Genomic DNA, 19,248 nt, shown 5'->3' on the forward strand with positions numbered 1-19,248 from the left:
ATGAGACATTTTTTAACCCTCAAAGATTATAGTAAAGAAGAGATTTTAGAGATCATCGATTTGGCGATCAAGATCAAAAAACAGGCGAAAAAGGGGAAATTTAAACCCTACCTTGAAAATCAAACCTTAGGTATGATTTTTGAAAAAAGCAGCACCCGAACGCGTGTGAGTTTTGAAGTGGGCATCCATCAGCTTGGTGGAAAAGGATTGTTTCTCTCTTCTAACGACCTTCAGCTTGGACGTGGTGAGCCTATGAAAGACACGGCGCGTGTCATTAGCCGTATGGTTGACATGGTCATGATACGCACATTCGCGCAAAGCACTTTAGAAGAGTTTGCCGCTTATTCGCGTGTGCCTGTCATCAGCGGTTTGAGTGATTCGTACCACCCTGTTCAATTGATGGCAGATTATCTTACGATGGTCGAGTATAAAAAAGATCAAAACCCAATCGTAGCTTACGTGGGCGATGGCAATAATATGACCCATTCGTGGTTGATGATGGCTTCTAAACTGGGCTTTGAGCTTCGCGTCGCAACACCCAAAGGGTATGAAGTCGATGCGACCATTTTAGAAGAAGCACTTGCTTTTGCCAAAGAGAGTGGCGCGGTGATTAAAATTGGTAATGACCCTAAAGAGGCGATCGCAGGTGCTACCGTTGTGACCACAGACACATGGGTTTCAATGGGTCAAGAAGCGGAAAAAGCGAAGCGAATCGCTGATTTTCAAGGATTTATGGTCGATGATGCGATGATGGACTTGGCGCAAGACGATGCAATGTTTTTACACTGCTTACCAGCGTACCGCGACTATGAAGTGAGTGAAAGTGTCTTTGAAGCGCATGCCGATGAGATTTTTGATGAAGCAGAAAACAGACTGCATGCCCAAAAAGCCGTGATGGTATGGCTGGATAGGCATAGAAATAGCTAATGGAATTTAAGCAACGAAAAGAGTTCAGGATGATAGACAAAATTTCTAAGGGTTTGAGCCTCAGTAAACAAAAAGAACAGACGGTTTTAGAGATAACTCCCAGCGAGGAAGAGAGCACAAAACTTTTGCGCCTTAAACGCGGTTCATGGGAGAATGCGAAAGAGCCATGGTTGGTGTATGATGAGAAGCAAAAGCTTCATGCGCTGCTCTCCATTGATACGCTGAGCAAAATGATAGAGCATTTTAAAAAAGCGGAGCAAGAAGCCCTCTTTTTAAAACTTGAAAAGAGCATTTTGCAGCATTTGCCACTCGATTTTAACGATGTTCTTACGGTGGCAATGGAAGAGATGAACAAAAGTAAAAAGAAAGACATAGACTTTAATAAATTGATCAAAAAGATCAAAAAGGATCACCCAAATCTCTTTTTAGATATTAAAGATCTCTATTTGCCTGAAGGGGCGAGTATTATCAGCGCGACTACGCGCTAGGATGTAGCATGATTGATTTTGATAAATTTGCCAAGTACTCCAAAGCGGGTCCTAGGTACACGAGTTACCCAACAGCGCCCGAGTTTCATGAGAGCTTTACATGTAAAAGTTATGAGGACGTCTTGGCAACCCAAGATAAGAGTCGTAAACTCTCGCTTTATTTTCACCTTCCTTTTTGCCGAAGTGCCTGTTATTTTTGTGGCTGTAACGTTGTTTACACCAGCAAAGAGGATAAAAAAGAGCGCTACATTGACTATCTTGTGCGCGAACTTGAGCTTCTCTCTAAACACCTTGATACGTCGCGTGAAGTGATTCAGATGCACTTTGGTGGCGGTACACCAACCTTTTTCAGCACAGCACAGTTAGAGCGCATTATTGGCGCTATCAAAAGCCACTTCAAAAACTTTGCAAAAGATGCTGAAATCAGCTGTGAGATCGACCCGCGTTACTTAACCAAAGAGCAGTTAGATGTGCTTACATGTAACGGGTTTAACCGCGTGAGTTATGGCGTTCAAGACTTTAACGATGAGGTTCAAAAAGCGATCCACCGCATTCAACCGTACGATGTGACTGCCAATGTGGTAAAGATGGCAAAAAGCGCAGGTATTAAGTCGATCAATATGGATTTGATCTACGGTCTTCCGTATCAAACCTTTGAGACGTTTAAAGAGACATTACGTCTTGCCGTTTCGCTTGATCCAAGCCGTTTGGCGGTGTTTAACTACGCCCATGTGCCGTGGATGAAAAAAACAATGCGCAAGATCGATGAGACAACGCTTCCGCTCCCAAGTGTCAAGCTTGCCATTATGCGCTATACGATTGATTATTTAGAGTCCAATGGCTACAAAATGATCGGTATGGATCACTTTGCTAAGCCTGATGATGAGCTTTTCTTAGCGATTGAAAAAGGCGAATTGCACCGCAATTTCCAAGGATATACGACCAAAGGTGGCGCAGACTTGATCGGCATTGGTTTGACGAGCATCGGTGAAGGCTTGAGTCACTACGTGCAAAACTTCAAAGAGATGGATGCATACGAAAACGCCATCGATGCGGGTGTTTTGCCAGTACATCGTGGGCTAACACTTAATGATGACGACGTACTTAGAAAAGCGGTCATCATGGAGATGATGAGCAACTTTAAGCTCAATATCGCTGGCATTGAGCAAGCATTTGGCATTGACTTCTTTGACTATTTTGCCGATGCGATTAAAGCACTTGAGCCTTTTGAGCAAGAAGAATTAGTCGTTGTGGATAGAGTTGCTAAAAAGATTTTCGTCAATACCACAGGCACACTGCTCATTCGCAACATTGTGATGCCTTTTGATGCGTACCTCCAAAAAATCCCTGAAGATAAACGACGCTTCAGTAAAACGGTGTAAATGATGTTTAAATTTAACGTAACGAGCGATGCCTGTGTCAAGTGTGGCAAGTGTATACCTGTTTGTACGATTCACGAAGTTAACCGTGATGAAGTCACCAGTCCTAGAGGATTTTTAGACCTTCTTAGTGCGTACCAACGAGGCGAACTTGAACTCGACAAAAACGCTAAAAACATCTTCGAGAGCTGTTTTTTATGTACCAATTGCGTCGATGTCTGTCCGAACGATTTACCTGTGGATATGATTATTGAACAAGTACGCAATGACATTCGCAAAAAATTTGGCTTGGCTTGGTACAAAAAACTCGCCTTTTTCTTGCTTCGCAACCGTAACATCATGGACGTTCTCGCACGTTTTGGCTTTATGTTCCAAACCTGTGGTTTCAAAATGGTGGGAAAACAAAGCTCGATGTATCTGAGAAACTTCCCCATCATCAAGATGGACAGACTCTTTCCAAGTCTTGCCAAAAAGACCTTTTTGAACTCCCATCCCGATGTCATTCTTAACGGTGGCAAAGGCAAAGTGGGTATTTTTATCGGTTGTTTGGCGAACTACATGTACACCGACATCGGCAAGTCACTTTTGGAAATTCTCAAAGTGCTTGAGATCGACGCATACCTCATCAAACAACAAAAATGCTGTGGTGCGCCCCAATACTTTACGGGCGATTTTGACAGTGTGGATTTTCTCGCAAAATTTAACATCGAGTACATCGAAGGTTTCGTAAACGAACTCGATGCCATCATCATCCCCGAAGCGACCTGTAGTGCTATGATCAAAGAAGACTACGCGCACTTCTTTCACGATCAACCCGAATGGAAAGCAAGAGCCGAGGCGATCAAACCACACATCTTTATGGCAACCGAATACTTAGAGAAAAAGACCAACCTAGCGCAAATCCTAGCCACCAAAGCACGTCAAAGTGAAAGCATCACCTACCACGACCCTTGTCACGCACGCAAAATGCAAGGTGTGTGGAAAGAGCCACGAAACTTACTCTCACAAAATTATGTGATGAAAGAGATGAGTGACCCGAACCGCTGTTGTGGATTTGGTGGTGTAACGATGCAAACCGAAAAATACCGCTTCGCCAAAGCCGCAGGACTCCCAAAAGCGGCGATGATCAAAGAGACGGGCGCTGAGTACGTAAGTGCAGAATGCAGTGCCTGTCGTATGCAGCTTAGCGACGCCATGCACGGACAAAAAGTCGATGTTATCTTTAAAAACCCGATTGAATTAATTGCTAAAGCGCTTCGCGAGGGGTAATGATGTCGGATCAACTTCTTATCACGGCGGAGCGTATTGAAAAAAACATCTATACGGTGCGTGGTATTGAAGTGATGCTCGATAGCGATCTAGCAAACATCTATAATGTTGAAACTAAGCGTATTAATGAAGCAGTTAAAAGAAATCCTAAAAAATTCCCCGATGATTTGATGTTTCAACTGACTCAAGAAGAGTTTGACAATTTGCGGTCGCAAATTGCGACCACAAATTTTACTATGACACGAATACTGCCAAAAGTCTTTACGGAGCAAGGCATTTACATGCTAGCAACCGTTCTAAAAAGTGACAAAGCTACCGATGTGACACTCTCTATCATGCGAACATTTACAAAATTACGACGCTACGCCATGGAACACCAAAATTTAGCCATTCAGATTAAAGCGCTTAAAGATGAACTCAAAGAAGAGTTTACGCAAGAGATGATGAAAACAAAGTCTTGGACAAAAGATAGGTTAAGTGCCGTTGCCGATTCCATCATCATTTTAGAAGAATCTATTACCGAGTTACAAGATGTCTTTAGTGATTTTAAGTCGGCAAACGAAGTCGAAAAAATTGGATTTGAGAGGGATAAGTAAGTTTTCCATTTACTCTTTAAAATTTTGATTGAATTGATTACTAAGGTTCTTCGAAAAAGCTAAGTAAAATGTTTACATGTAATAGACTATTCTAAGAAAGGTATTTAAAAAATAATGGAAATTTTAGAGATACCGCCACTCCCCAAAGAAATAAAAAGAGCAGCTGAACTAGGCGAACTTGTTATTTTTATAGGTGCGGGAATGTCTTATGATTTAGGATGTTCTGATTGGAATGGATTAGCAAAAGAACTTATAAAAACTTGTGAAAATACTCTCAATGAAAATGAACCATTAATCAATAACTTTGAAGCAAATCAATTGCAAAATATGCTTCATAATGGCGTTGGAAATAAAAAAATTATAACCATCTGCAATAAGATTTTAAGAGATAACCAAAAAGAAGATATATTTTTAAAGCAGATGAAAAAATCTTTGAATGATGATGAGGATAAGGTCACAAAAGATAATCCCAAATTGAAAACATATAAAGATTTATTTCAGCTGGATGGTATCTTTGTCACTACAAATGCAGATAGACATATAGATCAAATTTTTGTTAGCGAACAAAATATTATCTATGATGGATTTACAACCAATACCCCACTTATAAATAAAAATCTTTATAAAATACATGGTAGCATCACAAAGCCTGCGAGCTTAATATTTACGGTTGAACAATATTTTAAACGATATAAAGATCAAGAGTTTTTAGGATTTTTAAAAAAACTTTTTGGCACAACAGTGCTCTTTGTTGGTTATGGATTGGGTGAATTTGAGCTATTAGAGTATATGTATAAGGGTATTGATTCAAAAGAAAATAAGTATTTTTATTTAGATGGTTATTATACGCATGAAGCGAAGATTTGCGATTTCGAACAAATGTATTTTGAACAAATGAAAATCAAGCTCATACCTTATTCTAAAGATAAAAAGGGATTTAAACAACTTCCAATTATTATCGAAAAATGGGTTGAAGAAATAAAAAGTACTTCAGGTGTTTTACAGAAAAACTTTGATGAAATTGATGAAGCATTAAGGAATCCATTTTGAATACTATCGTAAATACCATTCAAAAAATGAAACATAATAAAGAATACGAAAGTTATTTTTTTAGGAATGCACCAAAATATCAAAATTTGTATTTATGGCTTGAACCTCTTAAAAATGAGGGTTATTTTACTCCTAAAGAAGATTTAAATCTTGTTCTAGACTATTTAGAAGCGGTATCTTTGCAAAATAAAGATAAGCCAAAAAGTGAAGTTACAGAGACTTTACTAGATATTGTAAACCAAATTATAAACTATCGCAAAGAAGATGGGACAAGAATAGATAATTATATTACAGATTGGTTTATGGGTAAAATCATTTTTAATTTGCCAAAAGAACAAATTACTTTAGATCATATCAAGTTTATAAGCATATCTCTAAAAGAATCCCAATATCAAGGAGTTTTAAGTAGTGAAATTGAAACAATAGTTTTGCCAGTATTATTAGAAAATGAGATGAAAAGTCATTTACTAGAACTGCTTAAAATAATTTTTGATTACAAAATAGTAAACAAAGGCACTTCATATCACGAAAGAGAGCCTTTGATAGAAACTTATTGCCTAGAGAGTCTATTAAAAAAACATTCACAAGGGATGATAAAATTAATTGGCATTGATGGGTTAAAGCTAGTAATTGGGATTATAAAGCAAGTTGTTTTGGAAGATAAAAGTAGTTTTAATAATGTTTGGATTGCAACGATAGAAGATCATGCTCAAAATAGTTTTCCAGATAGATATGACAATCAATTAGTTTCATTTACGAGAGATTTGCTAGAAGATTTAAATGCGATAGAGATAAGAAGTTATATAGAGTCCTTCCTAAAAGATGAGTTTCCATTATTTAAAAGACTAGCTCTTCATACCATTAATCAAAAATATGATGAGTTAAAAGATATTTTTTGGGAATGGTTTAATGCAGGCATTACTGTAAATACAACTTTTAGGCACGAGCTTTATAAGTTTTTAGAAGATAGGAGCGATCAGTTTACTGATGAAGAATTTAGTGCAGTTATCAATTGGATAGAAAGCTTAAAATATCCAAAATATAATGTAGAAGAAACGCCAGAACAGCTAAATAAATACACAGCTTATAGAAAAAAAGAGTGGTTATTGTGTTTAAAACAACATAACAAAAAGGCACAAAAACTTTATGAAAAATATGATGCTATAAATCCATCTGAGATTGAACATGCAGGTTTTGATATGTGGAGTGATGGAGTACAATGGATTGGGAATAGAAGTCCAGTAAAGGATATTGATAACTTTTGCGCTAAATCGGTTGATAACATTGTTATGTATATTAAAACTTTTAATCCATCAGAAATAAAAAAAGAAAAGTTTACAAGTGATGGCGATTTAATTGAAGGTTTAGCTAATGATTTAGCAAGTTGCATCAAGAAAAATCCTCAGAAATTTAGTAATAAAATAGAAATTTTTCATGATCTGCACTTTATTTATAAATATCATTTGATTTATGGTTTTGTAAATGGCTGGAGAGATAAACAAAAATTTGATTGGGAAAAAGTATTTGATTTTATTTTAAAAGAGCTAAATGATGATTTCTTTCAATCAGAAGAACAATATGCTAAATGGCTGAGAGGTGAAATAGCCAATTTGATTGAATATGGTACACAAGAGGATAAAAATGCTTTTGGGAAAGAACATTTACCAAAAGCAAAAGAGATTTTATTTAGATTGTTACACAACAAAGAAGATGAAAAAGACGAACAAAATAATAATTTAGGCATTCATGTATTGAATTCTATCAATGGTAAAGCTCTTCATGCACTGATAAATTACGCTTTAAGATATGGTCGTTTAAATAGTACAAAGCAAATCAAATGGGAAGATGATATAAAAGCATTTTTTACTTACGAATTAACGCAAAACACTGTTTATTCAAAGTCTATATTTACAATTTTGGGACACTATTTACCAAATTTAAGTTTTTTGGATAAACAATGGATAGATGACAATTTTAATCGTATATTTCCTATTGAGAATGATGCACTATGGGAAATTTCAATCACTGGATATTTTGGATATGCAACAACTGTCTATACTGGTATTTATGAACAGTTTAAAAAACATAAACATATTGCTAAAGCATTAGAGTACGCATTCAAATCAAAAGAAGTCAAGAGAAAAGTTATTGAGCATATCTGCATAATGTTCACAAGCAAAAAAGATAATGAGACCATTTTTGATGTTATCAATGCAAAAAATAGAGATAATATTTTAGAAATCATTAGATTTATTTGGCAACTTTTTAGAGATAAAATAGACGAAAATGCATTAAGTCAAATTAATATTTTATGGGGTAAAATTTATCAAACCTTTAAAGATGATGATTCTAGTGAGGCACAAGCAATTTTTTCCACTCTATCAAAGTGGTTTGTTTATTTGGATGTTATTACTGATGCAATAATGCCTCAATTGAAACTTACAGCCAAATATACTGAAAAAAATCATAATGCATATTTTATAATAGAACAGTTAGCAAGGCTTGTTGAAAAAAATCCAAAATTTGTTGGTGAGCTGTATCTTGAAATGCTTTCCAATGGTGTTGTCCCAACTTATAAACAAGAGAATATTGAAAATACTGTAGAAATTTTATATAAACTCAAAGAATATGATAATGCTTTAGAAATATGCAATAGGTATCGGGCAAATAATGTGTATTTTTTAAATGAATTAAGTAAAAAATATGAGGCTATAAAGAGATAAACTCTTTACATGTAAACCCCTCATTTGACAAAACCCCCTCACCAAAGTATAATAAACACCAAATAAAGTACTAAAAAAGGTGTCTATTATGCAACCTATTTTATCCAACTATACAGCAAGTATCACAGAACTTAAAAAATCACCGACGCAAATTCTTGAAAATGCAGGGGATGAGGTTGTTGCCATACTCAATCACAATGTGGCGAGTGCTTACCTTGTTCCTTCTAAAACCTATGAAAAGCTAATGGCGATGTTGGATGATTATATGCTCTCCAAAGAAGTCACAAGCAGGCAAAGTGAAGATTATACGCCCATCAAAGTAACGCTTGATGAGCTATGAGTTAGAATTTCACCCACAAGCGCTTAAAGAGTGGAAGAATTTGGGTGAGACGATTAAAGAGCAGTTCAAAAAGAAACTGAAAGAGAGACTTGAAAATCCGAAAGTTCCCAAAGACAAACTGGTTGGATTTGATGCCGTCTATAAAATAAAACTCAAAGCATTTGGCTATCGACTTGCGTATGAAGTGATTGATGAGAGAGTTGTTGTTATGGTATTGGCGGTTGGAAAAAGAGAAAACAACAGAGTGTATAATGCCCTTCATTCTCGATTTGGCAAATAAATTATCTTTACATGTAAAACCAAAATAGAAGCTAATATTTTAATGTGACATTTTTGTAAAATAATTTTAGTATACTGGATTGCAGAACACGTTGGTTGAATGGAGTAGGCTATGAAAGCAGTTATTTCTCTTCTTTTTGCTGTTTTATCGGTTTTAAGTTGTTTGAATGGTGCTGCTTTTGATATTACTCCCAGTGAACAAGCGTGGCTTGACAAAACCAAAACACTCAAAGTTCGTGTCACCAAAGATCTTCCTCCTTATCAGTTTATACAAAATGGCGAATATGCGGGCATTAGTATCGAGTACATCAAATTTTTTGCATCCACGTTTAATCTCAAAATAGAGTATGTTACGGATGGAAGTTGGGCAGAAGCGTTAGAGCGTGTTCAAACGCACGATGGCATTGATGTGATTTTACGTGTAACGCCTAATGCTAAGCTGAGCAAAACGATGCTTTTTAGTAAAGTTTACAGTGCATTTCCCTTTTCACTCCTCACGCCAAATGAGCTCACATCAGAGAATTTTTTTGGCGCGACACCTAGGAGCGTAGCGATAGTACCAAGTTATATAGTGAATGAGAAGTTGAAACAGGATTATCCTCATTTTCGCTACATCACGTATCCTAATTCGCTTGAGGCGATGAGGGCGGTGAATGAACAGAAGGTCGATGGATTTGTCGGGGATATTGCCATTATGAGTATGTTTGTCAAGAATTATCATCTCACGAATGTTAAAATCTCGCATTTTTCAAATTACACAGCCGAAGAGCAATCGGTTGCAACGGCGGCGGATTGGCCTGAGTTTATCTCGTTGTTCAACAAAATGCTGACTTCCATGCCCTCTGATTTACATGTAAAGATCAAACGCAAATACCTTCCGCTCATCAAAGAAGTACAAGCGCCTTTTATCATGCAAGAGATAGAATTAAGTGCGTCTGAAAAAGCGTATATTGCTGCGCATCCGAGCATTAGCGTGACCAATGAGCTTGGTTGGTATCCGTATGATTTTAACGAAGAGGGCGAAGCTCGGGGCTTTTCGGTTGATTATCTGAGGCTTTTAGGCAAAAAAATAGGGGTTCATTTTAATTTTGTCAGCGACACATGGCCTAATGTGTATGAGAAGTTTGAAAACAAAGAGATCATGATGGCGCACCCACTGATTCCCTCAACTGAGCGACGTCAAAAATTTCGCTTTAGCGATAAATTTATTACGATGGATTTAGCACTCATTACCCAAATCAAACGTCAAGATATTACCTCCATTGAAACGTTAAACGGTAAAACCGTGGGTGCAGGAAAAGGGTGGCCTACGACGAAGTATCTTAAAGAGGAGCATCCTGAGCTCAATGTGGTAGAGTACGAAACCACCAAGGAAATGCTTGAAGCCATTGCGTTTGGGTTGATTGATGCAGGTGTGGATGACGCTTTTACCGCGCACTACATCATCGAGAAAGAGATGTTATCCAATTTGCATGTTGTCTCCAAAATAGAACTGCAAAATTTAGAAGATAAAAACCTCTACATCGTCATGCACCCCGAAGATGAGACACTGCAAACCATCATCAATAAAGCGCTGCGCAGTGTGCGACCTGAAGAGTTAGATGCCCTCAAATCCAAGTGGTTGAAAAGCATTGTACCCAAAGAGACGAAGTTGGCTTTTTCACTCGATGAGCAGCTATACCTTTCCCAAAAGAAGCGTATAATGCTCTGCATTAACCCAGATCAAATGCCCTTAGAGATGAATCAAAAAGGAAAACACGTCGGCATAGTAGCCAATTACATCGATGAAATGGAGCAGTTTATAGGTATACCGATCGAGCTGGTTCAAACCCAAACATGGACAGAATCTCTGAAATATGCCAAAGAGCGCACCTGCGATATTCTCTCCCTCTCTATCGCTACACCTGAGCGTAAAACGTATCTGAATTTTACCCATGCGTATATGCAACTTCCTCTTGTGCTTGTTTCCAGTGAAGATAAAGTGTTTTACTCTGATATAGGGCAACTCGTTGGCAAACCTATTGGGCTTACAAAAGGCTATGCGTTTGGAGAAATTTTAAGAGTTCGCTACCCCAACATTCACTTTGTTGATGTCAGCAGTGATGCCGATGGGCTGAAGCAAGTGGAGCAAAAGAAGCTTTTTGGTTATATCGGCACACTGGCGACGGTGGCGTATCAAATTCAAAAAGAGTATTATGGCTCATTAAAAATTGTGAGTAAACTGGATGATAAGCTGGATCTGAGCGTGGCAACACGAAATGATGAACCACTGTTACACGCTATTTTTGAAAAAGCGGTCAATTCGCTTGATGGTGCAAAAAAGCAGGCCATTTTAAACAAATGGATTTCAATCAATGTTGAAGATCATCTCGACTACACCTCTATTTACATGGCGATGGGGTTCATTGGTGTTATTATTTTGATAGTTCTGATCCGTCAGTATCAACTCAAAAAATACAATGCACAGCTGGAAATTCTTTCCAGCACCGATAAATTAACGGGGATTCACAACCGCTTGAAGCTTGATGATATTTTGGAGTACGAGAAAAAGATGTTCGACCGCGACCAGTTACCGCTTTCGATTATTCTTTTTGATTTGGATCATTTCAAACATGTCAATGACAACTATGGGCACAAAAGAGGCGATGAGGTTTTAAAGAGCATTGCCAAAATTGTGACAGATGCCAAGCGTGAAACGGATGTCTTTGGGCGTTGGGGTGGCGAAGAGTTTTTGTTGATTTGCCACGATACCGATCGTGCGGGAGCAAAAATACTGGCGGAGAAACTACGTTTGGCCATCGCTTCGTATGAATTTCCCGAAATTATCTCTTTAACCGCAAGCTTTGGAGTGGCGCAATTTGAAAAGTACGACAGCATCGTCAAAGTCTTTGACAAAGCAGACAAAGCCCTTTATGAAGCCAAAGAGCAAGGTCGAAACTGCGTTGTATAGTGTTTACATGTAAAGCGTTAAAGTCGTTTTAAAAGGTAGGTTTTCCAAATCCAAATCGCCAAAACAAGCGCGGTCATTCCAAAAAGTGCTCCAACTAATCCGACATGTGCCATCGAACTTCGCGAGATAACAAGACTGCCCACAAAAGCACCGCCACCGATACCAATGTTATAAATGCCCGAATACAGCGACATCGCCACATCGGTGGCATCAGGGGTGAGCTCCAAAACCGTCACTTGAAGAATAAGGCTAATAAGGCAAATCGCAATGCCCCAAAAAAGGCATAAAAGGCCGAGTGGAATGCTATAAGGTGCCAGTGGGAGCATCAAAAGCAAGGCTAAAATAAGTGCTGTGAGGGCGCTTACGATGATCGTAAAAGGGTATTTGCGTTTATAGCGCGCAAACAGCATACTTCCCATTATGCCAGCGATTCCAAAGATGAAAAGCGTGATGGTCGCAAAATCAGCACTTAAAAAGGCGATCTGTTGCACAAAAGGCTCGATGTACGAGTAGGCGGTAAAATGCGCGGTAATGGCAAGCGCTGTGAGAAGATAAACGCCCATGAGTGCGGGTCGTTTGATCAAAAGGGGTAAACTTTTCAGGGAGCCTGCGTTGATGCTAGGAAGAGGCGGTAAGATTTTAAGAAGAAAAAACATCATCAAAAAGGCGATAAACGCAACGCAGGCAAAGGTCGTGCGCCATCCCAAACTTTGACCGATGAGGCGACCCAGAGGTAAGCCCAACACGATGGCGAGCGATGTGCCTGTGGCTAAAATGCCCAGCGCTTTTGTCTTTTGACCTTCAGGCGCTAAACGATAGGTCAGCGAAGCGGTAATCGACCAAAAAATCGCGTGCGAAAGAGCGATGCCAATGCGCGAAATCATCAAAACCCAAAAGCTCCACGCGAGTGAGGAGAGGATATGGCTGGCAATAAAAAAAGAGAATAAAAACAGAAGCAGACGTCTGCGTTCCATATCTTTGGTGAGAAGCATTAACGGTAATGATGTCGTTGCAACCACCCATGCATAAACCGTCATCATAAACCCAGCTTGAGCTTCGCTAATGTTAAAATCGCTTGCGATGTCAGTGAGTAGGCTAATAGGAGCAAATTCGGTGGTGTTAAAAATAAACGCTGAAATGGTGAGACAAACGACCGGAAACCAGGGGTTCCATGAACGTAAAAGGGAAGCAAACATCGTTAAAAAGCCTTGTGGTAAATGAACGGTTAGTGTAGCCAAACTAGGGATAAACCCCGTTTAAATGCCACGCTTGTAGTGGGGATTTATCGAAAAATTTGTATAATAATCGCCTCAAAGCGACGAAAAGAGGAAGAATGAACGAAGCAAATCTCTGTCCGTGTGGCAGTGGAAAAACCTATGAAGCGTGTTGCGAGCCGTACCATAAAAAACACAACGCTCCAACTGCCGTTGCCCTGATGCGTTCACGTTACAGCGCGTTTGTATTTGGACGGGTGGATTATCTTTATGAAACCACGCATCCAAGCCACCGAGCTAAGAATCTCAAAGAGGAAATCGCGTTTACATGTAAAGGTTTGGCGTGGACGAAACTTGATGTTTTAGAGACGTGGCAAGGCGGAGTGGGCGACAAAGTAGGTAAGGTCTTTTTTCGAGCTTCCTTTGTCCAAGAGGGTAAAGAAGGTTTGCATAGTGAACATTCACGGTTTAAACGTTTTGGCAAGGCGTGGATGTATGTTGATGGCGACGTGAAAGGCTAGATATGTACGCACTCGAAGTCCTACAGCAAGAACTCAAAGAGGACATAGAACATTTTGGGCGTGTGGTACATGTCAAAAAAGGCGAAATCCTGATGCGACCCGAAGAGTGCATGGAGCACTTTTTTGTCATCTTGGAAGGGCGTGTGAAAATCTCGCAGATCAATTTTGAGAATGGCAAAGAGCAAATTCTCTATCTGCTCACCAAAGGCGATATGTACGATATCATCACGCTTTTAGATGCCAAAGTGCATGAAAACGTGGCAATGGCACTGGATGATGTGAAACTCCTTGTTTTTCCCATCGAGCTGTTTCGCGAATGGATCGAGACCAAACCTTCGTTTAACAAACTCTTTTTGCCTTATGTCGCTAAACAACTGCGCGATGTAGAAACTTTAGCAAGCGATCTTTCTTTGTATGACACCACGACGCGCTTGGTGAAATTGATCGCTAAAAACATCGAAAAACAAGGTGATCAACAGACCCTAAAACTTATTAACAACCTTTCGCATGAAGAGCTCGCTAGTCTTGTAGGCACGGTGCGCAAAGTGCTCAACCGCAATCTGCAAACGCTTAAAAAGCAAGGGCTGATTGATGTGAAACGCAAAGAGATTTTCATCAAAGACTCCCAAAATCTACTCGAACATCTTCCTGAAGAATAAACGTCATACAAACTACATTCTGCCTCGCAAGAGGCAAGCTTTAGCGCCACAGCGGCTTAGCGTAGGCTTTTGGGCTTTGCCTAAAAGCCGTGATTAAAAATGGTTTTTTGTGCCACTTAAGTGGCAGACAAACATCTTTACATGTAATAAACTTCTTCCATAAATTTTTAAGGAGTTTACCATGTTAGTCACACGATTTAATCCCTACAAAGAGCTTAAAGAGTTGGAGAGTCGGTTGTTTAACTACTATCCTACCGAAGCCAATGAGAGTAGTATCTCCGCGTTTAGTCCAACGGTGAGTACCCGTGAAGGTGAATTTGCGTACCACATTGAGGTCGATCTTCCAGGGATCAAAAAAGAGGATATTCACATTGATCTGAAGGAAAATCAGATCATTATCTCAGGCGAGCGAAGTTTTAAAGAAGAGCGCCAAGAAAAAGACTACTACAAAGTAGAAAGCAGTTACGGCAAGTTCCAACGAAGCTTTGCACTGCCTGAAAATGTGGATGTGGAAAACATTGAAGCCAGCAGTGAAAACGGTGTGCTGGAAGTCGTCCTTCCCAAACTCAAAATCGAAAAAACCGAAGTAAAAAAAATCGAAGTCAAATAAATATCTTGAGGCAAGAGATGAACTCTTGCCTCTGTTAATATCATTCGATTCCTTTTCCTAATTTACGCTACAATTTGCTTTAGTAATGGTGTAAAGGAGGAGTTTCTTGAAACGATTTTGGGAATCTACGCTCTTACCATGGTTTATTTTACTTTTAGGATTACTGTTTTCTTTGTTGATGGCATGGAAGAGTTATCAATGGATTGAAAATGTTGAAGCGATACGGTTTGATGCTGCCTCTAAAGAGATAACCGCTTTAATTCAAAAAGAACTCGACTCCCATGTACAACTTTTAAACAGCAGTGCTGCGTTTATTTTTGCTTCAGAAACTATTACCCGCAATGAGTGGCATACTTTTGCAAAGATGCATGACTTAGCCATTAATTTTCCAAGCCTTTATGCTTTAGGGTATGTGCCTTTGGTGGAAGCTTCGAAGAGAGAAGCCTATGAAAAAAAGATGGCAGAAGACAGTGCTATGGCACAGTATAAGATTTTCCCCTCATCTTCTTCTCATTCAACACTCTTTCCCATTACGTATATTGAGCCTTTTACAGAACAAACTGTACAGATTTTAGGGTATGACATGGGTTCTGAAGCGATGCGCAGGCAAAACATCGAAAAGGCTTTAAAAAAAGGCTCTGTAACCATTACGCCAAAAATTGAATTTGTGAAACAAGCTCAAGCTTCCGAAAAAAAAGGGTTTATTATTTACATGCCTTTTTATTATCGTCATCATTCACTTCAAAATGAGGCAGAGCGTTTAGCTGCTGCAAAAGGGGTTGTTTACAGCGCCATAAAAGTCAATACCTTTTTTGAAAATATTTTAAAAGCGAATGATGGGTTAGTGAGTTTTGAAGTGTATGATTGTGAATCTTTAAGCGAGGAGACACTGTTATATAATTCCAATTCACAATTAACCAAGCCTCGATTAGAGCGTTCCGTTGTATTTACGTCATATGATACTCATTGGACACTCTATTTTAAAGCCAATAGCGTATTGCATAATCAATTAAATCATTATTTCCCTCATATTCAAGTCTTTATTGGCATACTTTTTTCCATACTATTGAGTGGATGGGTGTATGCTTTGCAACGTACACGTAGCCGTGCGTATGAGATTGCGGAAGAAAAAACAAAACAGCTTTCTGAATCTGAGGCATGGGTGCGTCTTCTTTTTAAAACGATGCAAGAGGGTATTATAGTAATCAATCGCGAAGGGGTCATAACAGAGTGTAACGATACTGCGGAAAAGATGTTACCTTCTTTTAATAAGACGCTTAATGGTGATCTTCCATGGAAAGCCCTTCATGAAGATGGTTCTTCTTTTTTACCAGAAGAGCTTCCTTTTATGAAGGTTTTGCGATCGGGTGAGTCACAACATGGCATTATTATGGGGATTCAAAGAGAGGGGTATCCTCTTGTGTGGATGCAAATGAATGCAGCACCTATTTATTTACATCATAAAGATAATATCAGTGCGGTAGTTTTAACCTTGAGTGATATTACCAACTATCGAAAATCAAAATATAAATTGGAAAAATATTTAAGTATGATTGATAAACATGTGATTATCTCAACCACCGATTTAAAGGGTGTGATTACCGAGGTCAGTGAGGCATTTTGTAAGATTTCAGGGTACTCTAAAGAAGAACTCATTGGTGCCAATCATTCGATTGTACGTCATGCGGATGTTCCTTCCTCGGTGTATGAGCAGATGTGGAAGGCGATTAAAAGTGGCTTGATTTGGAAAGGCGAGCTTAAAAATAGACATAAAGATGGCAGTGCGTATTGGGTCGAGACCATTATTGCGCCACGGTACGATGAAGATTACCCTTTAATTGGATATACCGCCATTCGAACGGATATTACGGATAAAAAACGGGTCGAAGAACTCTCTATCACCGATAGACTCACAGGACTTTATAATCGTTTAAAATTGGATGAACTTTTTGCGTACCATCTTTCCATTGCAAGGCGACATCACACACCTTTTTCGATTATTTTGCTTGATATTGATAAATTTAAATCGGTCAATGATATCTATGGGCATCAAGTGGGAGACACGATTTTGCAAGAGTTTGCTTTATGCGTTAAAGCACAGATTCGCTCTGAAGATATTTTTGGGCGTTGGGGTGGGGAGGAATTTTTACTTTTATTGCCCAATAGTACGCTTGAAAATGCTTCTTTACTAGCAGAAAAATTGCGTCTATGCGTTGCATCATTTTCCTTTTCACAGGTTGGGATGAAAACAGCCAGTTTTGGGGTGGCAACCTTTCATGAGGGAGATGATGAAAAAAGCATGATGGTACGTGTGGATGAGGCATTGTACCGTGCTAAAGAGAATGGGCGTAACTGTGTAGAAGTAGAAATTTATACATGTGTTTTGCCTCTCTAAACACTTTCTTAATCTAGATAAGGTACACTTTTCTTTTTTTACATGTAAGGATAAAAATGCCTTTTTGGAATACTATTTACTCACAGTTTGACCCTATTGCGTTTAAGTTAGGCCCTATTGCCGTGCATTGGTATGGATTAATGTACATATTAGCTCTTTTGGGAGCACTGTACGTTGCAAAATGGTTTGTGAAAAAAGACAATTTAGGTTTTAGTAATCAAATTTTAGAAAGCTATTTTATTTGGATTGAAATAGGGATCATTTTAGGTGCTCGTATTGGGTATATTCTTTTTTATGACCCGCATGTGGACTACTATCTCTCCAATCCATGGCAGATGTTTAATCCTTTTTTGGATGGCACATTTGTAGGAATTCGTGGTATGAGTTACCATGGTGCTATTGTTGGTTTTTTTCTAGGAACATGGCTTTTTAATCTTAAATATAAAATCAATGTTTGGAGACTTCTTGATGTTGTTGCTATCAGTGTCCCTGTTGGCTATGTGTTTGGACGCATAGGCAATTTCTTGAATCAAGAGCTTTTTGGTCGTCCGACGGAAGTTACGTGGGGTATTTATGTCGATGGCGTTCTTCGTCACCCTTCACAACTTTACGAAGCATTTTTAGAAGGCATTATGGTGTTTGTGATTCTTTACATGTATCGAAAGTTTAAAAAACACGATGGAGAACTTATTGCGCTTTATGGTTTTTTCTACTCTTTGGGACGCTTTATTGCAGAGTTTTGGCGAGAACCAGACTTTCAAATTGGTTTTGTTTATGGAGAGTGGATGAGTAAAGGACAAGCGCTTTCTGTTCTGATGATCCTCGCCTCTTTACTTCTCTATGGCTTCCTTATTAAACGAGGGAAAAGGGGATGAAAAAATCCCTTTTAAATCCCCTTTTGTATATTATAATTTCAACCTGCATGTATAAAATAACATAGTTATGATGTGTTTAAACTTCTTACAAAATGCCTTTTAAAGGGATTTTTATTCGAAATTGACATTCATAAGTGTGTTATAGTGCACATTTATGAGTGTTTATAAAACTTCACAAAAAGGATAAAATGTGAGTGACCTACTTGAAGGTTTTCTAGGTACGAGCGTTGAGGGAAAAAAGAGTAGAGTTCCTGCGAAATTGGACTATGTTCAAAGTGCAACAGGACTATTCTTAGGTTTGTTTATGTGGGGACATATGTTCTTTGTATCAACTATTTTGATCAGCAAAGACTTTATGTACACCATAACCAAAATGTTTGAAGGCAGTATGTTCTTCAGTGAGCCAAAGCCTTGGATCGTTTCTGCGATCGTATTGTTTGTGTTTGCTATCTTTATTGTACACGCAATGCTCGGTATGAGAAAATTGCCTAATAACTTTAGACAGTATCAAGCCTACAAAACACACATGGGCATGATGAAACACGATGATACGACGATGTGGTTTACACAAGCGTTCACCGGCTTTGCAATGTTCTTCCTTGGTTCTGCACACCTCTTTACAATGGCGGTTAAAGCAGATGAAATCGGACCATACGGTTCAGCAGATAGAATGTACAGTGATTTCATGTGGCCATTTTATCTTCTTCTTCTTCTAGCAGTTGAATTCCACGGTGGTATTGGTCTTTACCGTCTCTGTGTTAAATGGGGTTGGTTTGAAGGCGAACACGCTAAAGAATCTCGTAAAAACCTCAAAAAAGCGAAATGGGCTATAACCGTCTTTTTCTTAGCATTGGGTCTTTTAACACTGGCTGCGTATGTCAAAATCGGATACGAGCACAGAGATAATGCAGGTGAAGCGTATAAACCAACGGCACAAGTAGAAGCAAGATATGATGTGAAGGTTAGGGCGTAA

At 38.8% G+C, this 19,248-nt stretch carries 17 protein-coding genes; 16 read left to right on the forward strand and 1 reads right to left on the reverse strand.

Features of this window, described 5'->3' with window-relative positions; all coding sequences use genetic code 11:
- From argF to SMUL_RS16475, 10 genes are all read left to right on the forward strand, one after another.
- The gene (argF, locus tag SMUL_RS02675) at positions 1–927 is read left to right on the forward strand and encodes an ornithine carbamoyltransferase (protein WP_025343719.1); all 927 of its coding nucleotides are present in this window, start codon (positions 1–3) and stop codon (positions 925–927) included.
- A gap of 29 nt (positions 928–956) precedes the next feature.
- Positions 957–1,415 (forward strand): DUF2603 domain-containing protein, encoded by a 459-nt coding sequence (locus SMUL_RS02680; RefSeq protein WP_223809755.1) that lies wholly within the window; start codon positions 957–959, stop codon positions 1,413–1,415.
- An 8-nt stretch (positions 1,416–1,423) separates the two neighbouring features.
- The gene (gene hemN, locus SMUL_RS02685; RefSeq protein WP_025343721.1) at positions 1,424–2,797 is read left to right on the forward strand and encodes an oxygen-independent coproporphyrinogen III oxidase; all 1,374 of its coding nucleotides are present in this window, start codon (positions 1,424–1,426) and stop codon (positions 2,795–2,797) included.
- A 3-nt stretch (positions 2,798–2,800) separates the two neighbouring features.
- Positions 2,801–4,063: a (Fe-S)-binding protein gene (locus tag SMUL_RS02690; RefSeq protein ID WP_025343722.1), complete on the forward strand. Its 1,263-nt coding sequence runs from the start codon at positions 2,801–2,803 to the stop codon at positions 4,061–4,063.
- Between the two features lie 2 nt (positions 4,064–4,065).
- Positions 4,066–4,659, forward strand: a complete 594-nt coding sequence (locus SMUL_RS02695) for an ORF6N domain-containing protein (protein ID WP_025343723.1) — start codon at positions 4,066–4,068, stop codon at positions 4,657–4,659.
- A 114-nt stretch (positions 4,660–4,773) separates the two neighbouring features.
- Complete coding sequence (locus tag SMUL_RS02700; protein ID WP_025343724.1) at positions 4,774–5,709, forward strand: SIR2 family protein; 936 nt, start codon at positions 4,774–4,776, stop codon at positions 5,707–5,709.
- Complete coding sequence (locus SMUL_RS02705; protein WP_025343725.1) at positions 5,706–8,432, forward strand: hypothetical protein; 2,727 nt, start codon at positions 5,706–5,708, stop codon at positions 8,430–8,432. The genes SMUL_RS02700 and SMUL_RS02705 overlap by 4 nt, the downstream gene beginning before the upstream one ends.
- Positions 8,433–8,520: 88 nt before the next feature.
- Entirely contained in the window at positions 8,521–8,772 is a 252-nt protein-coding gene (locus SMUL_RS02710) for a type II toxin-antitoxin system Phd/YefM family antitoxin (protein WP_025343726.1), read from the forward strand.
- Positions 8,762–9,052: a type II toxin-antitoxin system RelE family toxin gene (locus tag SMUL_RS02715; protein WP_025343727.1), complete on the forward strand. Its 291-nt coding sequence runs from the start codon at positions 8,762–8,764 to the stop codon at positions 9,050–9,052. Before SMUL_RS02710 ends, SMUL_RS02715 begins: the two co-directional genes overlap by 11 nt.
- A gap of 111 nt (positions 9,053–9,163) precedes the next feature.
- A complete protein-coding gene (locus SMUL_RS16475) occupies positions 9,164–12,001 on the forward strand; it encodes a transporter substrate-binding domain-containing diguanylate cyclase (RefSeq protein WP_025343728.1) in 2,838 nt (945 codons plus the stop codon).
- Positions 12,002–12,018: 17 nt separating this feature from the next.
- Here SMUL_RS16475 and SMUL_RS02725 read toward each other — a convergent pair whose 3' ends face one another.
- Entirely contained in the window at positions 12,019–13,197 is a 1,179-nt protein-coding gene (locus tag SMUL_RS02725; RefSeq protein WP_025343729.1) for a sugar transporter, read from the reverse strand.
- Positions 13,198–13,334: 137 nt separating this feature from the next.
- On the opposite strand from SMUL_RS02725, the gene SMUL_RS02730 reads away from it, so the two are divergent.
- From SMUL_RS02730 to SMUL_RS02755, 6 genes are all read left to right on the forward strand, one after another.
- Positions 13,335–13,736, forward strand: a complete 402-nt coding sequence (locus tag SMUL_RS02730; protein ID WP_025343730.1) for a YchJ family protein — start codon at positions 13,335–13,337, stop codon at positions 13,734–13,736.
- 2 nt (positions 13,737–13,738) lie between these two features.
- Entirely contained in the window at positions 13,739–14,395 is a 657-nt protein-coding gene (locus SMUL_RS02735) for a Crp/Fnr family transcriptional regulator (protein WP_025343731.1), read from the forward strand.
- Positions 14,396–14,576: 181 nt separating this feature from the next.
- A complete protein-coding gene (locus tag SMUL_RS02740) occupies positions 14,577–15,005 on the forward strand; it encodes an Hsp20/alpha crystallin family protein (RefSeq protein WP_025343732.1) in 429 nt (142 codons plus the stop codon).
- 106 nt (positions 15,006–15,111) lie between these two features.
- Positions 15,112–17,400, forward strand: a complete 2,289-nt coding sequence (locus tag SMUL_RS02745; protein ID WP_025343733.1) for a diguanylate cyclase — start codon at positions 15,112–15,114, stop codon at positions 17,398–17,400.
- A 56-nt stretch (positions 17,401–17,456) separates the two neighbouring features.
- Entirely contained in the window at positions 17,457–18,275 is an 819-nt protein-coding gene (lgt, locus tag SMUL_RS02750; RefSeq protein ID WP_025343734.1) for a prolipoprotein diacylglyceryl transferase, read from the forward strand.
- 190 nt (positions 18,276–18,465) lie between these two features.
- Positions 18,466–19,248, forward strand: coding sequence for a fumarate reductase cytochrome b subunit (locus SMUL_RS02755; protein ID WP_025343735.1), 783 nt, complete (start codon positions 18,466–18,468; stop codon positions 19,246–19,248).

The sequence above is a fragment of the Sulfurospirillum multivorans DSM 12446 genome (genome assembly GCF_000568815.1).
In the GTDB taxonomy this organism is placed as follows: domain Bacteria; phylum Campylobacterota; class Campylobacteria; order Campylobacterales; family Sulfurospirillaceae; genus Sulfurospirillum; species Sulfurospirillum multivorans.